A 21570-nucleotide genomic window follows, 5' to 3' on the forward strand; every position below is an offset into this window, starting at 1 on the left:
GCCTCACTCCAGCACCAGAACGCTCAACCCGTCACGGCCACGCAACCGTACCAGCAGATTGACCAGCCTTTGCGAGGTTGTATCGGGGTCGAGGCTGACCAGGACCTGACCGGTGTTCACCTGTTCGACCACGTCGTCCAATGTGACCGGCACACCGTTCAGGATCAGGCGCTCTGATCCCAGCTGCAGAAACACCCGCTGACCCGTAACTTCGTCGGTCGAGGCGCCGCCGGTCGCACTGCTCAATTCGATCTCGGCATATTTCGAGAAGGTCGAAGTCAGCATGAAGAAAAGCAACAAAAGGAAAATGATGTCGATGAGCGGCGTCATCGACATTGGCCGTCGCACAAATGGTGCCCGATTACGCATGATCTGCTGTCGTTGGGACAGCGGCCACCTGGGCAGAGTCTGACGATCCCCGCCCCGGAACAAGAACGGTCCTCAAGGCCTTGTCGGCAAAAACCCGTTCGCGCGCAGTGCGACTTTCGAACCAGGACAGAACCATCGAGGTCGGCATCGCCACGGCCAGACCAACCGCTGTGGTGACCAGCGCTACCCAGATACCGCCCGCAAGCAGCGAGGGATCAACCGACGATCCGGCAGTCTGAAGGCTCTGGAACGCTTCGATCATGCCAAGGACGGTGCCGAACAGGCCCAGCAGAGGCGCCAGCTGTGCCACGGTGTCCAGCAGGCGAAAGCCGCGTTCAAGGCCCGCCAAGGCCAACCCGGCCTCGGCATCCAGCCTTTGGTCCAACCCGGGCATGATGGGCGCATCCATGGCAGTGCTGACCAGCGGCGCAAGATAGCTGCGGCTTTCCGCCAGCTTGGCCCTTGCGGCTTGCGTGTCACCGGCATCCCAGGCCGCAAGCGCCTGGGACAGGATTTTGTGCCGACCGACACCGGAAACCGTGAACTGCCAAAGCTTGTACAGCGTGACGGCCAGCGTCACGATCGACATGGCGATCAGGACCGCAACCACTGGCCCGCCAAGGGCAACAATTGCACGCAAAGCATCAAGCGGGCTCATCTGAGAAACTCCACATCTGTTCGGTTGTTTAGCGTAAGGGCTTCGTCGCAAAGATCGCTTTCGGCGCCTTCGACCGTACATGTATTGGATCCGTTGATCAGAACCCGGCCAACATCGCCGCAGCTCATGTCCGCGATGCTGAACTGCCGCACCCGCAGACGTCCCGCAGGAATATCGCGGAAATTATACAACGACAGGCTGACAACATTGCCCTCCGCGTTAAAGATAACGGTTTCAAAATTGGCGGCCTCAATCTCGGCACCGGTCTGATTTTGCACCAGAAATGACAGTCGGCAGTTGCCATCGACCTGTTGCAGATTGTTCAGTTCCATCAACAGCCCAGCGCTTGGGTCCTCGGCGGATTGCGCAGGGGACATGGTTGGAATGCCAAGACAAAGGATCGCTAGTTTCGCCAGGCGGAAAGACGTCACAGGTATGCTCCCGGTAATTCAATGAAGACATCGAAGGCCGGCGTTTCGGTGCTGGCGCGTTATTCTTTTATCCAAGAGCTATGGCCCGCGAAAGGGCTCGCGACGCATTTGTGACCAACCGGCATATTTACAGCCATCCGGTCAGGCCACTGGTTTCCGCCCGGATTAACCTGAACCCCTGAGGCCTTGTACCTGGTGCCAATTAACCTCGGACCGACCGAAATTGCGTCTGAGTGGTGCGACCACACTGGGCTGGTTCCGATTTGACAACAAAACCATTCATTTGGGAGGCTTGACCGCAATATCATAGCAATTCGGCCCGACATCTGCCACACTTGTTACCAAATTGGTCTTATACCACGTCAATCTTTTGGATTCGGCGCGATATTGACGCGAATGAGGCATGCAACGATGTGCCGAAGAAGTACCAGGGGGCAAGCGCTGATCAATGACGACTGTCATCGGGAAATCCACACGCCTTTCAACTATTCTGCAAAACGCCGATCTACATGACTTCAGCGCGCGGTTTCTCGAAGAAGGGATAGACGACGTAATATTGGACGAATTGACAGACCCGGAACTTCGAGATCTGGGTTTGACGGTCGGTCAAAGGAAACGTTTTCGGCAAACACAAGCAGAACTGAAGCTTCAGGAAGCGTCCGACAAACCCGCAATGTCCCGTGTGGCCGAACGGCGACAGCTGACGCTTGTATTCTGCGATCTGGTCGGGTCCACACAATTAGCACAGCGGCATGATCCGGAAGAGCTGATGCAGATCATGAATCTGTATCTGGACACCGCCATCGGCACGATGAAACAACACGGATGCCACCTGGCTTATAAGCAGGGCGATGGCATCATGATGTATTTCGGATATCCGAAAGCCACTGAAGATGATACCGAGCGCGCGGTGCGTGCAGTTTTGGAAACCATCGAAGCGGTTCAGAATCTGGAAAACAAGTTCGGTGAAAACCTGGACCTGCGCGCGGGAATCGCAACCGGAGTTGTCGTTGTCGGGGTTGTTTCCTCTGCCAGCCTGGGAACACAGGATTTCATTGTTGGCGAAACGGCCAACCTTGCCTCGCGCCTTCAGGGGTTGGCCAATCCCGGTGAAGTTGTCGTCTCGTCCGAGACATGGCGCCTGACAAAAGGGGCCTTTAACTTTGAACCGCGCGGCAATCACGAATTGAAGGGATTTGATGGTGAGCGCTCGGTCTTCCGCGTTATTGACGAAAAGATCGCCGCCAGCCGGTTCGACGCGCGCACCGGCAAGTCGACGGTCAAATTGGTTGCCCGCGAAGACGACCTGACCGGCCTGACAGGGCTTTGGGATCATGTGCTGCGCGGATCGGGTCAGGTTGCGCTGGTTGGTGGCCCGGCCGGTATCGGGAAATCGCGCCTGATCAATTCCCTCAGCAAAACGCTGGGACAAAGGCCTATGACCCTGCAATGTGTCCCGCATCTTGCCAGTTTGCCCCTGCACCCGCTGCGTGCCGAGCTTCGGCGGTTTGCAGGGGATGAGACTGATACCGACAAGGTAACCGAGTCGATCAGGAAATACGCGGAAAACGCCTCTCGTTTGACCGAAGAAGATGCTGCGCTGCTATTGGATTTGGCCGGGTTTGAAACTGACGCTCCGGTCGAACCCGATCCGATCAAGAAAGCCCGCAAATCTTTGGACTTGCTGATCCGCTGTGCCGGGAGCATCTGCGATGAACGCGGGTCATTGCTGTTGGTATTCGAAGATGTGCACTGGGCGGACGCAACCACGCTGGATGCCTTGGACGCGCTGATCGACGCCTTGGACCAGTTGCCCATCCTTGTGGTTCTGACGCACCGCCCTGAATACGAGCCTCCGGAACATTTTGAAGGCCGCGCGTCAATCGTCGAATTGACACCTCTTTCGGTTCTCGAAGCGTCTGAACTGGTGCGCCGTGTTGCCGTACCGCGCAGCCTGCCGGTCACTTTGGTCAGACAGATTGTCGAAAAAGCCGATGGTGTGCCGCTTTATATCGAGGAAATGACCAAGGCGGTTCTGGATCAGCTGCCGCAGGACGTGCCCATCGACGCCGGGGTAATGGGAACCCTCAGTATCCCCGCAACTCTTCATGACTCGCTGATGTCGCGGCTGGACCGGATGGAAAATGCGCGACCTGTAGCGCAGTTGGGATCCGTGATTGGCCGCAGCTTCACGTCGGCGATGATCCATGCGGTAGCACCCAAGGACACGGATGTGGAATCAGCATTGATCCAACTGATCGGTGCAGGTCTGGTATCCATCACCAGCGAAGCCGGGGCGCCGACTTACACGTTCCACCATGCGCTGGTGCAGGACACAGCGTACCAGTCGCTTTTACTTGAAGACCGGGAACAGATTCACCTGAAAATCGCCAAAGAATTGCTGGCCGGTCACAAGGCTTTTGGTAACCCTACACCGGATACCGTGGCGCATCACTGCGATCTAGGCGGTCTTAAGGGCGAGGCTGTTACCCACTGGGTTCTGGCGGGTGAACAGGCCCTCAGCCGCCTTGCGAACCTACCGGCGATTGCCGCTTTTCAGGCCGCATTGCGCAATATCGAAACGATGCCCGGCGGTCCCGAACGAGATGGGGTAGAGCTTGGCGTTCAGATGAATGTATTGCCTGCGTTCATGGCGATACACGGTTGGTCATCCACACAGGTTGGGCAGACCGCAGCCCGTGCGATGCATCTTGCACAGGCGCTGGGTGCGGGCGAAACCCTGTTTGCCGCAACCTTCTGCCGATGGACGCATTTCTTTGTGTCGGGCCAGATGAACCGCGCACTTGAGATGGCGCAGGCCCTTGACGGCATGGCCAGCCTTGCACCGGATCCGGTTACAAACGTCCTTGCTGCTCGGGCGCTCAGCTATACTCATTATTTCCGCGGTGAGTTTGCCGATTGCGAAAGACAGCTTGAACGGGGCCTTGCCCTGATCACGCCCGAGCTTGACATGGCCATGATGCCGATGACCCAGTCCTCGACCAGCGCGTCGTTCTTTGCCATTCAGGGCTGTCTTCTGTGGCAGCTTGGCAAATTCGACGAGGCCGAAGAGGCCCGCCTGAAGTCGATCGAAATCAGCAAGCCGTTCGAACACGCCCCCAACCTTGTCTACATTATGGGCGCGTCGTCGATGTTCCTTCCGTATGCGGGCGAATGGGACTTGCTGGACGATACGATGAACGAAGCGCGTCGGATCGCGGACGAAGAAGGGTTCCTGTATCTTCACGCAATGCAGGATATCTATCTGGGTCTGGCTCAGGCGGGCAAAGGTGACGTGATCGGGGGGGCTGCTCGTGTCGGGACCTATATGGACCTTGTGTCCCAGGCTGGCGGCAACTTTACCTTCCCGCAAAACCAGATTGTCCTGTCGGAGCTGTTGATCGATCAGGGTCATATCGAGGACGCCCTGAACCGGCTTGAACATGTTTGCACGCCCGGGTGGGAGCGTGGAGAGATGTTGAACAAGCCGGAATATCACCGTGTGCGCGCTAAAGCATTGGCCGCCCGTGGCGACCTTGACCAAGCTGTCACCGAGGCAAATCAAGCCCTGCAGCTTGCACATGACATCGGGGCAGTTGTTCAAGAGAAACGCGCTCTGGATTGCCTGAACAAATTTGCTAAAACGTTATGAAATTAGATAGCTGCCAGATTTAACCGCGCAGTGCCATCCAGAAGGGGGAGACGATGACCGAAGCACTTGAATTGGACCAGCAGCAGTGGGACGCTGTGAACAAGGCCGTCCACGATGAAGCGTTGCGCGCGCGTATTGCTGCCAGTTTTCTGCCGCTCTACGGCCCGCTACCGGCTGATACCCAATCGGTTCCTCTGAACAAGCTTGAACTGGTTCCCGAAGCGACCGGTCCAAAGATGCGCTTTGGCGTGAATGATTTTGATACGACGCGGCTGTCGACAGTGTCCGTGAACGTCCATGTCAAAGGCGCACAGCTTGCAGATCCCGAACTGGCCGCCGCGCTGATCATGTTCCGCCGGGCGGCTGCCATTGTCGCACGGGTCGAGGATGAGATCATTTTTAACGGTCAGGCCGGCACCGGTGAAGGCCCCCAACCCGCGCCCGGCGCACCCGTCACGCTGCCCCCAGTTTATACCGTAAGCGGTGGTGGAAAATACGAAGGCCTGCTGGAAGCGGGGGAGGCACAACCCATTTCCGGCGGTTCCAAGAAAAAGCCTACCGGCCCCGAGGTATTCGAGGCCGTGGTTGCGGGTATCAGTCAACTGGAATCCCTGGGTCATCTTGGACCCTATGCCTGTGTGATGGGTAACGGCCTGTTCCAGGCGGTCACGACACCGATGGAAAACTCGATGGTCCTGCCCCGCGACAGCATTCTGCCATTTCTGGACGGGCCGCTGCTGCGGTCTGGCGCATTTCCGGTGAACAAGGCCGTGCTGGTGTCTTTGCAGGGCGCGCCGGTTGAGATTGTTGTGCCTTCTGACATTGCTGTCAAATACCTGCAGACCTCGGCAGATGGCGATCATATCTTCCGCGTTCAGCAGAAGTTCCGCCTCAGGATCAAAGAAGCTCAGGCTATCTCGACCATCACGTGCTGACCGGCGCGATGGGTATGCGGGAATTCAGCGACGGCGGGGTCACCCTGCGCTGGTCCGAGGCCGCCTTTCAAGCAGCCACCGGGGTACAGCGGGTTCTGGTTGAGGCCGGGCCTGCGATATCTCCGCATGACACGCTGCGCCTGTTCTATCGCGAAGGGGACGGACCTGAACGGGCTGTCCGTGGGTGGCCACTGGGTCAGGATCCACAATCGGGGTTGCAACAATTTGCAGCGGCCCTGCCGGTTCCCGCTGTGGGAAAACTGATGACCTGGCGGCCGGTTCTGACCTCGGGCGGGCGCGATTATGACCCCGGAAACGCGGTCGCGCCGAAACCAGAAGATCGCGCGCCAAAACACGAGACATCCAGCCCGGTGCTGGATCATATCGCCCATTTTGAGGTGCCGTTTTCGGGCAACTTCAACCCATCGGGTGAAACTCCCGATGGCATATGGCTGCATTTTGCGATCAAAGAAGGCGGTACCGTGACCGGCCCGAACCTGAACGGAACGATCGAGCCCGTGGGCGGAGACTGGATGCGCGTGCGCCCTGATGGCGTGGGTATTCTGCATGCCAAGGCGCTGATCAATCCGACAACCGGCGGTGCCCCGGTCATGTTCGACGATACCGGGATCTGCGATTTCGGTACGGATGGCTATGCCGCCCTTGCCAAGGGCAAGCTGCCACCCAGTGCCCCGGTTCGGCTGGCACCCCGGTATCTGACCTCGAATCCGCGTTATATGTGGATCAACCGTCTGCAGGGTTTCGGGATCGGAGAGGCCAGCCTGTCCGACATCACCCTGCGATTTGACGTCTATTCCGCGAAAGGAACATCCGATGGCTGAAAAGGTGGTCATATTAGGCGGAGGCGTCGGCGGGATGAGCGCCGCGCATGAGCTGATCGAACGGGGTTTCGAAGTCGAAGTGTATGAGCGTCAGCTTATCGCCGGTGGCAAGGCCCGCAGCATTCCCGTGCTTGAAGGTGAAGACGATCACGGTTCGAAAGAGGAACATATCAGAGCGCTGAAAGACTGGATCGGGATGCACGGCTATGACCTGCCACCCGGTGTCAAACGTCCCTGGTTGCCCGGTGAACATGGGTTCCGGTTCTTCCCCAACTTCTACCGGCACATCACCAATACGATGTCGCGCACGCCCTATTATGACAAGGGCACCTGCTACGACAATCTGGTTCCGACAACCCAGGTATTGGTCAGCCAGTTCGACCACCCCGGTATCATCGTACCCGAGCGGTTTCCACAATCGCTAAAAGAGGTCGCCAATGCGCTCAAGACCTTTGCCTATACAATCTCGCCGCGCAACGAAATCGACTTTGAGGATATCGAACATTTCCTTGGTTGCATGTGGCGCATTGCGACCTCGTGCAAAGAGCGCCGGTTCGATGAGTATGAACGTATCGGCTGGTGGGAATTCATCGGCGCCGCGGAGCGGTCCGAGGCCTATCAGAAGTTTCTGGCAATCGGCCTGACCCGGTCACTGGTGGCAGCCAAAGCGACAACCGCAAGCACCAAGACCGTTGGCGATGTCGCCATTCAACTGCAGCTTGGGATCGCAACACCTGAGGCAACCAGCAACAGGCTGCTGAACGGGCCGACCAACCTGGTCTGGATTCAGCCTTGGCTGGAATATCTGAAAAGCCGGGGTGTGGTGTACCATTTCGATTCCAAGGTGACCGGGATTGAATGCCGAAACGGCCGAATTGTCAGCGCCACTGTTGAACAGGACGGCACGCAAAAGCAGGTCACCGGCGACTGGTTCATCAGCGCCCTGCCCGTTGAACGCATTGCACCTTTGGTGACGCCGGCTATGACAAAGGTAGATCCGGGTCTGGCCAAGCTGCCATTGCTTGCCGAAGACGTGCAGTGGATGAATGGCATACAGTTTTACCTGACCAAGGATGTTGAACTGGCCCATGGCCATGTGATCTTTATCGACAGCCCTTGGGCGCTGACGGCTGTTTCGCAAAAACAATTCTGGTCCCAGATAGATTTTGAAAACTGGGCCGACGGTAAGACCAAGGGATTGCTCTCGGTCGATATTTCCGAATGGGACAAGCCGGGCACAAACGGAAAAACCGCGCGCGACAGCTCTCGTGAAGAAATCGCCAAAGAAGTCTGGGAACAGCTCAAACGCAGCCTGAACGTTGATGGCAACATCGTCCTCAGGGATGAAGAACTGCACTATTGGTTCCTGGATCCCGACATCGTCGAGGACCCCGATCATCCTGCCCGAGAAAGCAATGTCGAACCGTTGTTGGTAAACCGCATTAACAGCTGGCGGCTGCGGCCCGAAGCGGCGACGCTGATACCGAACTTTATGCTTGCGTCCGACTACGTCCGGACCAACACCGACCTGGCCACCATGGAAGGCGCAAATGAGGCTGCCCGAAGAGCCGTCAATGCCATCCTGCGGCGCAGTGGTTCTGAGGCGCAGCCCTGTGAAATCTGGGATCTGCATGAGCCCGACATCCTGCAACCCCTGCGGGCCTATGACTATGCCCGATATCAGGCGGGTGAGCCATGGGATGAACGCTTTGCCATCGCTGTCGAGGCCACTTTGCGCATGGGACAAGACGCAACCGGCACCAAACGTGGTGGGCAAGGACCGCTGGCCGCGATTGGTCCGCTGACGGCCGAATACTCCAAGCCCGGCGGAATTGTCGAAGACCCTGCGATCTCGGACGCGTTGCGCATGGTCGCGGCACCTCCAGAGCTCTATAATCTGATGGCCGCGCATCTGCCAGGCCGGGACACACCGATTCCCGGCGCGGACTTTGCTGAAGATCTGGCGATCGGCATTGTCGAGGCGACCACACCGCCAACCGACATGTCCGGTCGCAAAGTCATCATCACGCAGAAAGGCTGACCGGTGACTGTTCCCAAGGCGCAGCCGGCATCCGCGGCCACGCAAGGTTTCCTTGAGCAACTGACGCGTTATGGCGATCAGGCGCGCAAGGTACTGTTGGACAAAATGCCAACGGGTGAGCCGCAAGCCTATCTCTATGGGCCTATGCGGGACTATATCGAAACCTCGGGCAAAGGGCTTAGACCTGCCCTTCTTCTGGCCACGTGTGAAGCATTCGGCGGAAAGGCCGACGATGCCGAAATTGCTGCTGCGGTCATCGAATTGCTGCACAATGCATTTCTGGTTCATGACGATATCGAAGACCTCAGCGATTTCCGACGGGGTCGGGAATGTATGCACAAACGTCTTGGTGTGCCTTTGGCGATCAATATCGGCGACGGCATGCAATCTCTGGCGCTGAGCCTGCTGCGCCAGAACCTCGGCCCTCTGGGCCCGATGACCGGCGCGCGCGTGGTGGACGAGTTTGATCACCTGCTGAAAGAGTCGATCGAGGGCCAAGCTCTTGAATTGGGATGGATAAAAGACAATCGCCTTGACCTCAGCCCGTCCGACTACCTGACCATGTGTCTGAAGAAAACCTGCTGGTACAGCTTCATTCACCCGATGCGTATAGGTGCCCTGATCGCGCGCCCGGACGATGTCGCCTCCGGAGCGCTGAATCTGGATGACTTCAACGCGTTCGGCTTTTTTCTGGGGGCCGCCTTTCAGATCCAGGATGACGTTCTGAATCTTGTGGGAAGCCAGGGGAAATACGGCAAAGAGATCGGCGGGGATATCTACGAAGGCAAACGCACGCTGATGCTGGGACGTCTTGGGGCGCAGGCGGATCGGCAGGAACAGTCCCGACTGTCAGAGTTTCTGGAAAAGCCAAGAACGGCCCGTTCGGAACAAGAGGTCGAATGGGTATTGGCGCGGATGAGCCACTATTCTTGCATTGAATATGCTCAGGCCGCAGCAAATGACCTGCTTGCGGCGGCCCGTCGGGAATTCGATCTTGTATTTGCAAATACCAACGCGGCGCCGCGCGCGTTTCTTGGTCAGTTCATGGATTATCTGGTCGCGCGTCAGGTCTAACACTCGCCCTATTTTTTTGTAGATATTCAATATCTTAAATTTCGAAATCCCGTGAATCCACCGCCGAATCCAATACGCATTCCTTTCAAGTTTGTCATTTACTAAACGCTGTAGGCTGTGCACATTAAGCTATGCCTTATTTCGAGCGAAAACCATTTGTCAGCGCTCTCCGCACGGCCACCAAGGCCGTTCCGGAGCAGGATACGCTTCCGATATCTCAGATCGCACGGGGCATTCTGAATGCGGAAAACAGCACCACACAACAGCTGGACGGACCCTTTCACTGCCGCAAGCCCTGCAGGCCCGGTGAGACAGGAACCATTCTCTTGTCCTTTGCTGCACCTGCCGGAGCAGACGTTGTCGACTTGCAGTTCGAGCCCGGCGACATGATCAGCCGCGACGGCAACGTGTTGCCAACCGACAAGATGAGCATCCAACCTTCCGCAGTCCGTATTCCCCCGGGACAGGCCGTCGACGTTGCCGTAAGCCTCACCATTCATGATCTGGCAGAACCCGGCCAGTATCAGGGGCGCGTATACACGAAAGGCAGCGAAAACACCGCCATCGTTGTCACCTTTGAGGTTGTGGCTGACTAAAGTGATCCTGCCCCGATGATACGGTGCAGTATTGCCCGTGGTCGGAGTTTTCCATTTCGATTGCACAAATGCAGAAAATTAGCTTCGAAAAATATTTCGAATAGTAATCATGCGCCTCATACGAAGCTGGCACCGGGCGAGGCTAAACATGCGCCTCATAGATAGCTTAACTATTCCTGCCATTGGGCTGTTAGGTGCCACAGCCAACGTGAACGCCGAGCAAGAACAAACAGCTTTTTAAATCGGGTGAGATGGGTCGCCTTGGCACAAAAATCGACCAAAAGATTACCGGGCAAACGATTTAAACTGTTGAGCAACATCGACGCGCGAAGCGGAATGACCTGCCAGGATTGTCCCCTGTCTCTCGCATACGGAATCGAAGGCGGTCAGGCATCGCGCTTTGCTCAGCCAACTCACACAACCAAAAAAATGACGATGCCCTGAACCCAAATTCCGCGCACTCGGAATTGCCGCGATTGTCCGATTTGAGAACGCGCTTCTGCTCGATACTCAACCGCTCAAGTCTTCGACGGCTTGGCGCACAGCAGCGATCATCTGCGGCGCCAAACCGTTGTGACCCAGTCTCTCAATCTCCTCAAATTGAAGCTTTCCAGCTTGGGCAAAGGCACGGGCAGGTTCAATCGGGCATATTAGGTCATCCTCTCCATGGATCAAACGATGTGGGAGTACGGCGATTGTATTTGGATCTCCGGGGCCCGTAGCAGGTAGGAAGAAATTATTAAGCCAGTACCAAAGGTACACGCGGGTGCGATTTATGTCGCTTTGGGTGACGGCTGCCGGAAGCCGCACAGTGCCGGGTTGCGGTCCATGAAACGCATCTTCAAGGGCCATCACACGGCGGGCTGCCTCACGTGCTTGCGCGTCATTGTCTTCCATACGGGCAAACCATGCTATGGCAGGATGGAGCTGTTCAGTCGCGTCGAGAGGATCGAGAAACAGGCCGCGCGCACGCTGCCCGGCTTCGAAACGCTCTGCCCTATCGCGCAACATCCACTGGTCCATTGAAGGACGGCAGATATGCGTGCTGCGCACGATCAATGCGCGTACCCGATCAGGATGAGCGGATGCGTAGGCCAATGCCAGTGCGCCACCCCATGAACCACCCAGCACAATCCAATCTTCATATCCCAGGGCCATCCGGATGGCCTCGGCATCGCGTAGGGTGTGCTGAGTCGTGTTTGCTGTGACCCGACCAGCTCTGCCCGACAACCCTGTTCCGCGTTGGTCAAAAAGAACCACCCGATGGCGGTCGGCGTCGAAATAGGCTGTGTGCTGCGGGTTGAGACCCGACCCTGGCCCCCCATGGAAAATGAGCGCGGGCGTATCGCCATGCCCCCAAATCTGTACGTTCAAGCCGTCTATTGGGACAGGTTTAAAAGTGTTCATCGGTAGGTCTGCGACCTCCTTTATCATTGTCTCGCGACTGTCTTACTGGTGACGCTCTTCAACGAAGTTCGACGCGAAAGCCAATACGCCACGATGGCCAATACCCCGCAGATTACAAAGGTGAGCTGCATCCCGTTGGCAATAGCTTCAGCAGATGCCGCCTCGACGGTGCGGGCGCCAATCCCAAAGGAAAAGACCGTCCCCATGACAGAGGCTCCGAAAATAAGTCCCAAATTGCGCGACAAGCCAAGCAGCCCTGAAACTGTCCCCCGCTGATCTGCCCGAACCCCTACCATTATCATGGTGTTGTTGGCCGCCTGAAACAACTGGTATCCCGGTGTCAGGATGCTGATTGCGCCAATGTAACCAATGACACCGAATGCGACTGGCAGGATCGCAAGTGCAAAGGTCCCGGTGGTCAGAGCAATGAGCCCAAGCGACAGAACACGCGCCGCCCCCCATGCATCCACAAGCCGACCCGATGGGACGCCGAGGAAGATTGATATGATTGGTCCGATCGACATGACAAGCCCCACTTTCGCCGCGCTCAGCCCAAGAGACTGCCCCAGAAAGAAGGGGCCTATCAGCAAAGTGGTCAACATCACATTTGCCACCAGAAAATTTGCTGCAAGGCCGAGGATAGCGCCGCTCTTTCGCAGTGCAGTTAGTCCGACCAGAGGTGTTATCCCAGAGGAAACACTTGCGGGCAAAAGCCGAACGGCCAAAATGGCCGTAGTCAGGCTCATCGGCACCAGGACAAAGAACACTCCTTGCCACCCGAGTTTTCCAATCAGCACCCCACCCAACGAAGGTCCCAGTGCAGTTCCGACCGCCGACATCGTGCCCAACAGGCCCATGGCTTGCCCGACACGCTCTGTTTCAAAAATATCGCGAACAAGTGCGACGGTCAGCACCATGAGGAATGCAGCACCAATTCCCTGAAGAGACCGCGCGGCACTCAACACCTTGAGATTGGGCGCCAAGCCGCAAAACGCAGAGGCCAGCGCGAAAAGTATAAGCCCGAAGATCAGCATCTGCTGTCGTCCAAAGCGGTCCCCAAGTCGTCCAGCCAGCACAGAGAACAGCGTCAGTGTCGCGAGATATGCGATCACCACCCATTGCACTTGATGTACCGGCGCCTTCAGGTCCTGGGCGATTGCAGGCAAGGCAATATTGGCAATGCTGGTGCCCAATGAGGCCAGCAGCATGGACAGGGAGAAACACAACAAAGCGCCGGGTCTCGTTGTCTTCAATGCATTTGATTTGATGTGCACCACTATTTTCCTCTTGTCGGAATCGCTACAGAAGGCGACGTTACGAATTCAAGTCGACTTGAGGTCAAGCATGAAACTTTTGGATATAGGCGAGGTGTCGAAAAAGACCGGCACCCCAACTTCAACGCTGCGTTACTATGATGAGCTTGGCCTGATTTCGTCTGTTGCGCGGCACGGGCTTCGTCGGCAGTTCACGCCGGATGTCTTATTGCAACTAGCCCTGATCACAATGGGCAAATCTGCGGGGTTTTCACTTGAGGAAATCTCGGGGATGTTCGGCCTTGATGGATCTCCGAATATCCCCCGGCAAGAGTTTCACATTCGTGCGGATGCGCTGGATCGGCAAATCCGCGAGCTGACGGCGCTGCGCGATACCCTGCGACATGTGGCGGATTGCCCGGCGCCATCGCATTTGGAATGCCCAACATTCAGACGGCTCATCGATCTCGCCCATCACCGGGGCACGAAGAAAGCCAGTGGCAGGTAGCGGCAAGCCAACTACGAATTTTTGGTATACCGCTGAGGGGTATGGTCGGCCCGCACCATTGGATGCAATGCCGATATGTAAGTATCCGAAATACACTAATTCAGATCGAAGTGAGCGGCCAAACTGTCAATTATCATGTCAAGAACTTGGGCGCGGTCCGTTCCCCCAGGATCAGTGCAAACAGGATCGTCCTGCTCTTCGATCAAAATCGCTTCACCGGCGGGCTTACATAATCCAAGCGCGGTGAAATGCATTGCGGGCGCGATCGTCATCACCGCAGCCTGAGGAACCAGCGCCTCAAAATTGCTTCCCAGGGCGCTCGTGTCTGTTGCATTCAGCCTGTCGGCCCCGTCACCCAATCCAATCAGAAAAAGCGAGGCTGTCACGTCCCGCACATCCTTATGCGCAAGATCCCAAGTTAGTCCCGGATCAATGGCTGCGACGGCACTGACCCGTGGATCCTTGTAAGATGCCTCATATTTTTCCTGGTCGATTGCGGTTACATCGACGCCCTCTGCCGTCAACTTTGCGCAAAATTGTGACCCTGCCCCTGCGGCCTCGCAATAATCGAAAAATCCGTCACGATTGCCCTGGACGCCCGCAAGCGAAAGGGCTGTCCAGCCACCATAAGAGAAGCCCGTGGCGTAGATCCGTGAAGTGTCGATGAGGGGGGCGAAAACCGGGTCTTGCAGAGCGTGATCCAACGCGGTGGACATGTCCTGGGCGCGGGTCCAATGATTAAATGCGGTATCGAAATCCAAATCTAAGGTCGTGCTGCCTGGATGGTTTACTGCCACTACGATTGCACCGTGCGAGACCAACCCCGCACTAAGCCACGCCATTCGTGCATAATTGCCGCCCCATCCGTGTGAGAGAAGAACAACCGGATGTTGCCCTGGCACCGGCTTGGCGTTTTCGACTACTGCTGTTCCATAGAACACTGCATTTTCTGCAAACATAGTCTGGCGCTGACCTGCCGCAGGGAACATGACAGCCATTTGCATGTCCTGATCATGATGAGGTGCGGCAATCGTCAATTCGACGAGGCCGACATCTTGTGCAGCAATTTCCGTGCCCGCCGAAAGGGTCATGACGAGGGTAAGAAGAGGAAGTTTCATGGCGCGCCTTTTTTGTAGGGTGGCATTAGTGTCGGCCTACATTCAGACGCTGTCGGGATTTCATACGACCTGAATCCGGTTTAAGGTCGCGCAGATCAGGATTTAGGTCCTATGACAGACGAAAACGGACCCCCCTGATGCTAGTTCTACCGATCCCAATGATTACTGCCCTGCTGCTTTCGGGCTTTCTTTTACATCGCTTTCTGACCCGCAAAACCCATCCCACGCTTTTGGTCCTCATCGGATGCTGCGCAGCACAAAGTGCGGTTATCGCGCTTGTGCAATATTATGGCTTTACGGGTCTCAGGGTCGTTCAGCCCCTTCTTGCGACTGTAATTGCCGCATCCGCGTGGCTGTCCTTTCGTCAGGCCTCGGTGGGCTATCTGCGCAGACAGGACTTGTATTTGCATGCGGTAGGTCCGGCCCTTGCGATAAGTTTTCTGGCAACCCAACCCGAAGCGCTGGACGTGTTGATCCCCTTTCTCTTTGCGGCATACGGTATCGCCATCGCGTTTATGCTCTTGCGCGGCGAAGATAGTTTGCCCCATAGCCGCTTAGAAAACGGTCGCATGATTGTTTGGGTTTGGCGTGTTCTGGCCATCGCTTTGATCGCCTCAGCAGGCAGCGACATATTCATTGGAGTCCGCCTTGCATCCGGAGACACCGAGGTCTTGCTCTGGCTGCCAAGCCTGTTTTCCGCAATCACATTGCTCATATTAGGGGCGCTCAGCCTATCGCATGCAATCGAAAGCCAGAGCATTGGCTCTGACACTCGCGATGCGTATTCCAAGCAAGATAAAACCCGTGACACCGCTATTGTCGAAAAGCTCGACGCCTATATGGAAACACATAAGCCATATCTCGATCCCGATCTCACATTGGCCCGGTTGGCCCGAAAATTGCAGGTTCCAGAAAAGCAGCTTTCAAGCGCAATCAACAAAGGCAAAAGCGAGAATGTATCTCGCTACATCAATAGGCATCGGATATCTCACGCTTGCGCCGTAATGAAGACTGGAAAATCGGTGACCGAGGCGATGCTGGCCAGCGGGTTTAACACCAAGTCGAACTTCAACCGCGAGTTCTTAAGGGTGATCGGCGTCAATCCGCGTCGCTGGTTGAGGTCTCTTGTGGAAGTGCCCGATGAAAGGGTCAAAACCTAAGACGTTCCGGTGCACCAAGCATCCTTGCCACAGCTACCGAACCTTGATTTAGGACATCGGCGTCAGGGCCGTGAAAGCCGTCAAACAGTGAGAATCCGATCTCTATTCTGTTTTCTGCCAGCATGATTATATTACTATCAGGAAAAACTGATGCTATGGTAATCCGAATTGAATTGGGTATTGCGCCGCGCCTGCTTGCAGAACCGGTTTGGACACGTGTAGCAAGACGTTGAAAGAATGAAATTGAAAAAACGCGACAAAGAAATGGCAACAAACCTGACGCAGGACCCACATTCCGTTCGTTCGGGTGACAGAGAGAAAGTTCTTGAAGTTGCCATCGGCCGCGAGGTTCGTGCCTTTCGCAAACAGCAGAACATAACGGTCGCAGAACTGGCCCAGCTGACCGGCCTGTCGATTGGCATGCTGTCCAAGATCGAAAACGGAAATACGTCGCCGTCCTTGACGACTCTGCAATCGCTGGCGGATGCGCTTTCGGTTCCTTTGACAAGCTTTTTCCGACAGTTTGAAGAACGCCGCGAGGCGGTTCATACAAAAGCAGGAGAAGGCGTCGAACTGGAGCGTGAAGGAACACGTGCGAACCATCAGTATAACCTGTTGGGACATATTGGTGCCAACGGATCCGGTGTGATCGTCGAACCGTATCTGATTACCCTGACCGCTGAATCAGATGTGTTCCCTACTTTCCAACATGGCGGGATCGAGACGATTTACATGCTGGACGGTGAGGTGGATTACCGCCACGGGGACCAGATTTACCCGCTAAAACCCGGCGATACCCTGTTCTTTGATGCAGATGCTCCGCATGGGCCCGAACGGCTTGTCAGCCTGCCGGCGCGGTATATATCAGTTATCAGCTATCCGCAGACAAACTGATCGGTTTGCGCAATAAGAAATCTGTGGGTCTGTCATAGCCTTCGCGACTGCCCGTGCTTACGATCGTGAACCCCAGCCTCGAAAATACGCGATGGTTTTCAGTAAGTTCCACGCGTGTTTCCAGTTCCAGCGCAGGTAAGCCAAGCTCTGCTGCACGGCGTGCAGCATGATGCACTAACCTGCGGCCGATACCCTGACCCCGCAATCCATCCTTCACCGCAAGCTTTCCAAGGTACAAACTGTCTGGCTTGGGCGTCAGAAACATACACGCGAAAAGTGGTCGCCCAACGGCCCAGATTTCGCCGCCACCCTGACAATGCACCTGCATTCCTTCCACGTTCAGACTATGGATAGAAGACGGAGGGTCGATCCGGGCATCCATGTACTGAAATGACGCGCGAAGCAGCGCAAGCACGTCATACAATGCAAAATCGTCACTCGAGATGAGCCAGGGCGCTTCGCCCGGATCAATCATATGAGTTGAGAAATTTCGCAAGTCTCGCTTACTTAGACAAAGGTGGTTCCGTTTCCAAATCCGGCCAGATCCCCGGAGACGTGGGCAACCCGTCGTCAAACTGGCTGAGATAGTCCAACATCATGGGGCGGTTATCGATGAACCCTTTATAGGTTGCCAGCTCGACCGGCAGGTCCCGGATGACCCGATGCAGACGGCGGCCCCATTTGGGAACGGTCATCAGGTCCTGAAAACTACACAGGTAGCAGCGGATCGGGAATACCAGGGCGTTGGATCGCGGCAGGCGGAAAAAGGTTTGCAACTCGACCCGCAGATACTGTTTGTGCGCTATGTTTTCAGGTGTCAGCGTCGTCTTCTGGATACCCCATTTGTGATAGTTCTCCGGGCTGGTATCCAGCAGCGGATTCACTGTCATAGTCCAATTCAGACGCCGTGCTGGGGCACCCTGTTGAATGTTCAGCAGGAATTTCAGGGCGCGTTGGAAAATGCCCATTTCATGGGCTTTGGGAACCGGCGCGTGCCATTCGAAAAAGTTCATTCCGATGTCAAAATCCAGGCTCCAGTCCGCTTGGGTCGTCACCATTCCCGCGTCCATCCACAGCATCTCGTCACGCTGATCCAGCACGGCGAAATCACCCTGTGCCTGACGGGTGATGTATTCCATTGGCCCGTACGGAAGCGTGGTTTCGTCCATGAAGGTAAAGCTGTGATCAATGCCCATCGGTTTGTTGACCCAGCGCCACTGGTTGCCATTGCGATGCAGTTCGAACAGATCGGGATAGTCTTCGGATTTGCTGACCATGATCAGCTCTAGCAAGTCCCAACCGGCCAAAGTCATATGCGGCAGTGACTGGCAGCGCAACGGATCCTGATCCAATACCATGGCGCGGTCTTTCATCTCGGACACATAGTGTTCGTCGACGTCGAATCGCATCTCGTAGACCGATCCTTTGGGCCCGCCGCGATGCTGTTCCATGTTGACCGAATACATATAGCTGTCTTCGTGAAACGGAAACGGAAAGCGTTTGATCGCCCAGTCCGAGTTGTGAAACGTATAGTCATCGCGAAAGGATTCGTCGTTGAATTGAATGGTCATGTTGGGCCTCCTCTCAACGGTCCAGCACGAGGGACTTGCCCTCGAAGCGCGATACACAGGGCATGATTTTCTTGCCCGCGGCCTTTTCTTCGCCGGTCAGCCAGTGATCGCGGTGAACGAAATTACCTTCATGGTCGAGCACAACGGTTTCGCACTGACCGCAGGCCCCACCGCGGCACAGATACGGTGCGTCCACGCCTTCACGTTCGATGGCCTCCAACAGGCTTTCGTTTTCACCCACATGAATGACCTTATCCGATGCCGCCAAGCGCACCTCGAACGGTTTGCCGGGCTGAGGCGCCAGGAACTCTTCGTAGTGCACGCAATCTTCGGGCCAGCCTTCGGCGGCAGCCGTGTTTCGGACCCAGTCGATCATGCCCTTTGGACCACACACATACACATGCGTTCCCAAGGGTTGCCCGCTGAGCAGATTTTTCAGATCGATCGCCTGGCTCTGATCGTCATAGTACAGATGGGTTTCGTTCGGATGCCTGTCTGTCAGTTGCTCAGCATAAGATGCCAAGGCAGTGTTTCGGCACGCGTAATGCAACTCCCAATGCCCGTGCAGCAATTCCAACTGTTTGATCTGCGCCAGAAACGGGGTGATCCCGATGCCACCGGCCAGAAACAGATGCTTGCGGGCGCGCAAGTCCAGTGAAAACAAGTTGACCGGATAGCTGATGGTCATCTCGTCGCCCAGCTTGACCTGGCGGTGCATGAACAGCGACCCCCCCCTGCCCTCATCATCGCGTCGAACCGAAATTGTATAAGATGACTGATCAAACGGATCCGACATCAACGAATAGGGGTTAAGCCGTGTAATGGCACCATCCTGCATTTCGACCACAGTATGTGCCCCGCCCGAAAAGGTTGGTAATGGCGCGCCGTCGATACGTTCGAACCTGAACCGCGTCACCAATTCGTTCAGCGGAGTGATCTCGGTCACCTTGACCTGAATTTTCTCAGCACCGCTCATTCGTAAATCCCCTTCGACTCGGGCACATTACCATGATCCTCGGCGTCGATACGGACGCCCTGATAGGCGGCAAGACGGCGTGAGTAGTGATCGCGCACAAACAGGTTTAGGCCGCAATGTGAACAGACAAACGGGTCAATCTCGACGTCTTCGGTGATGCCCTTGCAATGCACGCATTGCATCCGACGGGCGACCGATCCGCGATGTTCGGTCTGAATCGCCGTGTGTGGCAGACCCACAGCCATCACTTCATTCATGGCCTGCCCCATCATGCCTTCGGTGCCGGTCAGGTAGACCTGCAATCCCATATGCGCGTCCTCCAGAACCCGGCGAATGCGCGGCAGAGACGCCTCGAAAGACGGGCCTTCATAGAACTGAGCAGGGTTCAATGCCCTTAGCTTTTCCGCGAAATCCGTGCCTTTCGGGATATAGATCAGATGGGTTTTGGCCATCAGGTCAGGTGTTGCGATGTCGAGAATGGCTTCGGCCCCTTCAGCCTCGGCTATCATGAGATGATGTTCGCCCTGGCGAACCTCTAGCGTGCCCCAGACCGGGCGGCTTGCGATTGACTTGGGAAATTCGAACTTTGACATTGTGCCCTCAATAGGAAAAGGGCGCCACGGTGTGTCCGTCGCGCCCCCTGAAACTCAGCCCTTTGCGGTTCTGATCGATTTGTCCTGATCGTAGAACGGCATCTCTTCCGCAGTTGCCGTTATTTCTGTCCCATCGCCGTTACGCACCGTCAGCTTGGTGCCGGGTGATGCACATGCGACCGGCATCCGCGCGATACCCACATTGTGACCATTGATATCAGAATACATGCCGAAGGTGACAACGCCGACTTTCTCGCCGTTTTGCAGCAGATCCGCGCCTTCATCCGCCGGCGTCGTGCCGTTCAGTTTGACGCCATAGATCTTAAACCGCTCTTTGCCTTGCGATGCATAGTGGTTCTCGGCGCCGATAAAGCCGGTTTTTCCAGGTGAGACAGTGAAATCCAGGCCCAGTTCCCACAGTGTATCACCACAGGTATCGCCATCGAACGGATAGGTTTCGGAATTGTCGCCGGGGTAAAACAGCAGGTAGCTTTCGGTGCGCAACAGGTCGAGCGTCGAAAACTGGACCGGGACGATGCCCATATCCTTGCCATCAGCCAGAATGCTGTCCCACAAGTGCACGGCGTGCTTGGCCTGACAGAAGATCTCATACCCGCGCTCGCCGGTATAACCGGTCCGTGAAATCATCACCGGGCAGCCATATAGCTTAGTCTGCATGATGCCGAAATAGGCCAGATCGCGAATTCCGGGGATGTGCTTAGCCAGGAAGTCTACAGCCACCGGACCCTGCAGCGACATGTCATGCATGTCATCATCGAAGATGACCGAACAATTCTTACCCGCCGCCACGGATGTCAGCTGCTCCATTCCTGTGCCTGTGCCGTGCACCACCAGCCACGTGTTCACCGACAGGCGATAGATGATGCAATCATCAACAAACTTGCCTTCGGCATTCAGGATCGAGGCATATGTCGACCGCCCCGGCATGATCTTTTCGACGTTCCGCGTGGTGACACGATCAATGACATAGGCGGCATCCTCACCAACCACGTGAACCTTTTTCAAGCCGGAAACATCCATAAGACCAGCTTTGGTTCGAATTGCTTCGTAGTCAGCTTTGGCACGTTCAGGGCTTTGGTCATAGAACCAAGCAGTCCCCATCCCGTTCCAGTCTTCAAGCTCGCCGCCGATCTGGGCGTGGCGCTGCGCAAGGGCCGACGTCCTCCAAAGAATGGCCATGGTTCGGTTCTCCCGTTGATCGTTTTTGTTGCCCATATTGAGGCCGATGTTGGGTTGAAAATCAACACTTGTGTGCAGAATTTTTTCCTGTTGGGAATATTTGCCTGCAATTTTTGCACCCTAAGAACATTCGAGAATATTGATATTTCTTTTCTTTATCTGTGGCTTAGTGCGTTTTTTGACGTGTGAGGACATACATCAAGCACAGACCTTAAAGATGTTTGCCCCACATATCTATTGACAGGTCGCCAATGAGATTGTCCCCTTAGTATACAATTATTCCCAGCAGGAA

At 55.9% G+C, this 21570-nt stretch carries 20 protein-coding genes; 9 read left to right on the plus strand and 11 right to left on the minus strand.

The window, feature by feature from the left end:
• Positions 1-3: 3 nt before the first annotated feature.
• The 3 genes from AC2FHX_RS15205 to AC2FHX_RS15215 are packed head-to-tail and all read right to left on the minus strand — an operon-like array spanning position 4 to position 1458.
• A complete protein-coding gene (locus AC2FHX_RS15205) occupies positions 4-369 on the minus strand; it encodes a biopolymer transporter ExbD (RefSeq protein ID WP_271951790.1) in 366 nt (121 codons plus the stop codon).
• On the minus strand, positions 362-1027 hold the full coding sequence (locus AC2FHX_RS15210; RefSeq protein WP_496702454.1) for a MotA/TolQ/ExbB proton channel family protein: 666 nt from the start codon (positions 1025-1027) through the stop codon (positions 362-364). The genes AC2FHX_RS15205 and AC2FHX_RS15210 overlap by 8 nt, the downstream gene beginning before the upstream one ends.
• Positions 1024-1458, minus strand: a complete 435-nt coding sequence (locus AC2FHX_RS15215; RefSeq protein WP_496702452.1) for a hypothetical protein — start codon at positions 1456-1458, stop codon at positions 1024-1026. The genes AC2FHX_RS15210 and AC2FHX_RS15215 overlap by 4 nt, the downstream gene beginning before the upstream one ends.
• A 448-nt stretch (positions 1459-1906) precedes the next feature.
• On the opposite strand from AC2FHX_RS15215, the gene AC2FHX_RS15220 reads away from it, so the two are divergent.
• From AC2FHX_RS15220 to AC2FHX_RS15245, 6 genes are all read left to right on the plus strand, one after another.
• On the plus strand, positions 1907-5110 hold the full coding sequence (locus AC2FHX_RS15220; RefSeq protein WP_496702450.1) for an adenylate/guanylate cyclase domain-containing protein: 3204 nt from the start codon (positions 1907-1909) through the stop codon (positions 5108-5110).
• Between the two features lie 53 nt (positions 5111-5163).
• The gene (locus AC2FHX_RS15225; protein ID WP_496697942.1) at positions 5164-6045 is read left to right on the plus strand and encodes an encapsulin; all 882 of its coding nucleotides are present in this window, start codon (positions 5164-5166) and stop codon (positions 6043-6045) included.
• Positions 6046-6059: 14 nt separating this feature from the next.
• Entirely contained in the window at positions 6060-6887 is an 828-nt protein-coding gene (locus AC2FHX_RS15230) for a DUF3237 domain-containing protein (RefSeq protein WP_185956718.1), read from the plus strand.
• Positions 6880-8928 (plus strand): hydroxysqualene dehydroxylase, encoded by a 2049-nt coding sequence (locus AC2FHX_RS15235; protein ID WP_496702448.1) that lies wholly within the window; start codon positions 6880-6882, stop codon positions 8926-8928. Before AC2FHX_RS15230 ends, AC2FHX_RS15235 begins: the two co-directional genes overlap by 8 nt.
• Positions 8929-8931: 3 nt before the next feature.
• Positions 8932-10002, plus strand: a complete 1071-nt coding sequence (locus AC2FHX_RS15240) for a polyprenyl synthetase family protein (RefSeq protein WP_496702446.1) — start codon at positions 8932-8934, stop codon at positions 10000-10002.
• A 131-nt stretch (positions 10003-10133) separates the two neighbouring features.
• Entirely contained in the window at positions 10134-10598 is a 465-nt protein-coding gene (locus tag AC2FHX_RS15245; RefSeq protein ID WP_142638504.1) for a hypothetical protein, read from the plus strand.
• 510 nt (positions 10599-11108) lie between these two features.
• Here the strand turns inward: AC2FHX_RS15245 and AC2FHX_RS15250 are convergent.
• Positions 11109-12005 carry an alpha/beta fold hydrolase gene (locus AC2FHX_RS15250; protein ID WP_496702444.1) on the minus strand — a complete coding sequence of 299 codons (897 nt, stop codon included), beginning with the start codon at positions 12003-12005 and terminating at the stop codon, positions 11109-11111.
• Positions 12006-12028: 23 nt separating this feature from the next.
• Complete coding sequence (locus tag AC2FHX_RS15255; RefSeq protein WP_496702443.1) at positions 12029-13279, minus strand: MFS transporter; 1251 nt, start codon at positions 13277-13279, stop codon at positions 12029-12031.
• Between the two features lie 70 nt (positions 13280-13349).
• On the opposite strand from AC2FHX_RS15255, the gene AC2FHX_RS15260 reads away from it, so the two are divergent.
• Entirely contained in the window at positions 13350-13766 is a 417-nt protein-coding gene (locus AC2FHX_RS15260; protein WP_496702441.1) for a helix-turn-helix domain-containing protein, read from the plus strand.
• 95 nt (positions 13767-13861) lie between these two features.
• Here AC2FHX_RS15260 and AC2FHX_RS15265 read toward each other — a convergent pair whose 3' ends face one another.
• Positions 13862-14884, minus strand: a complete 1023-nt coding sequence (locus tag AC2FHX_RS15265) for an alpha/beta hydrolase family protein (RefSeq protein ID WP_496702439.1) — start codon at positions 14882-14884, stop codon at positions 13862-13864.
• 137 nt (positions 14885-15021) lie between these two features.
• Between AC2FHX_RS15265 and AC2FHX_RS15270 the strand changes: the two genes are divergently transcribed.
• The gene (locus AC2FHX_RS15270; RefSeq protein ID WP_496702437.1) at positions 15022-16044 is read left to right on the plus strand and encodes a helix-turn-helix domain-containing protein; all 1023 of its coding nucleotides are present in this window, start codon (positions 15022-15024) and stop codon (positions 16042-16044) included.
• 237 nt (positions 16045-16281) lie between these two features.
• A complete protein-coding gene (locus AC2FHX_RS15275; protein WP_496692831.1) occupies positions 16282-16938 on the plus strand; it encodes a helix-turn-helix domain-containing protein in 657 nt (218 codons plus the stop codon).
• Here AC2FHX_RS15275 and AC2FHX_RS15280 read toward each other — a convergent pair.
• Genes AC2FHX_RS15280 through AC2FHX_RS15300 form a run of 5 tightly spaced genes read right to left on the minus strand, consistent with a single transcriptional unit; the run spans position 16916 to position 21278 of the window.
• On the minus strand, positions 16916-17413 hold the full coding sequence (locus AC2FHX_RS15280) for a GNAT family N-acetyltransferase (RefSeq protein WP_496702435.1): 498 nt from the start codon (positions 17411-17413) through the stop codon (positions 16916-16918). The two genes, AC2FHX_RS15275 and AC2FHX_RS15280, sit on opposite strands and share 23 nt — an antisense overlap.
• A 28-nt stretch (positions 17414-17441) precedes the next feature.
• Positions 17442-18509: a heme-dependent oxidative N-demethylase family protein gene (locus AC2FHX_RS15285; RefSeq protein ID WP_142638490.1), complete on the minus strand. Its 1068-nt coding sequence runs from the start codon at positions 18507-18509 to the stop codon at positions 17442-17444.
• A 13-nt stretch (positions 18510-18522) separates the two neighbouring features.
• Positions 18523-19485: a PDR/VanB family oxidoreductase gene (locus AC2FHX_RS15290; RefSeq protein WP_281973362.1), complete on the minus strand. Its 963-nt coding sequence runs from the start codon at positions 19483-19485 to the stop codon at positions 18523-18525.
• Positions 19482-20078 carry a dimethylamine monooxygenase subunit DmmA family protein gene (locus tag AC2FHX_RS15295; RefSeq protein WP_142638486.1) on the minus strand — a complete coding sequence of 199 codons (597 nt, stop codon included), beginning with the start codon at positions 20076-20078 and terminating at the stop codon, positions 19482-19484. The genes AC2FHX_RS15290 and AC2FHX_RS15295 overlap by 4 nt, the downstream gene beginning before the upstream one ends.
• Before the next feature lie 54 nt (positions 20079-20132).
• Positions 20133-21278: an aminomethyl transferase family protein gene (locus AC2FHX_RS15300; protein WP_142638484.1), complete on the minus strand. Its 1146-nt coding sequence runs from the start codon at positions 21276-21278 to the stop codon at positions 20133-20135.
• Positions 21279-21570 lie beyond the last annotated feature (292 nt).

The organism is Ruegeria sp. CDSC042 (assembly GCF_059610745.1).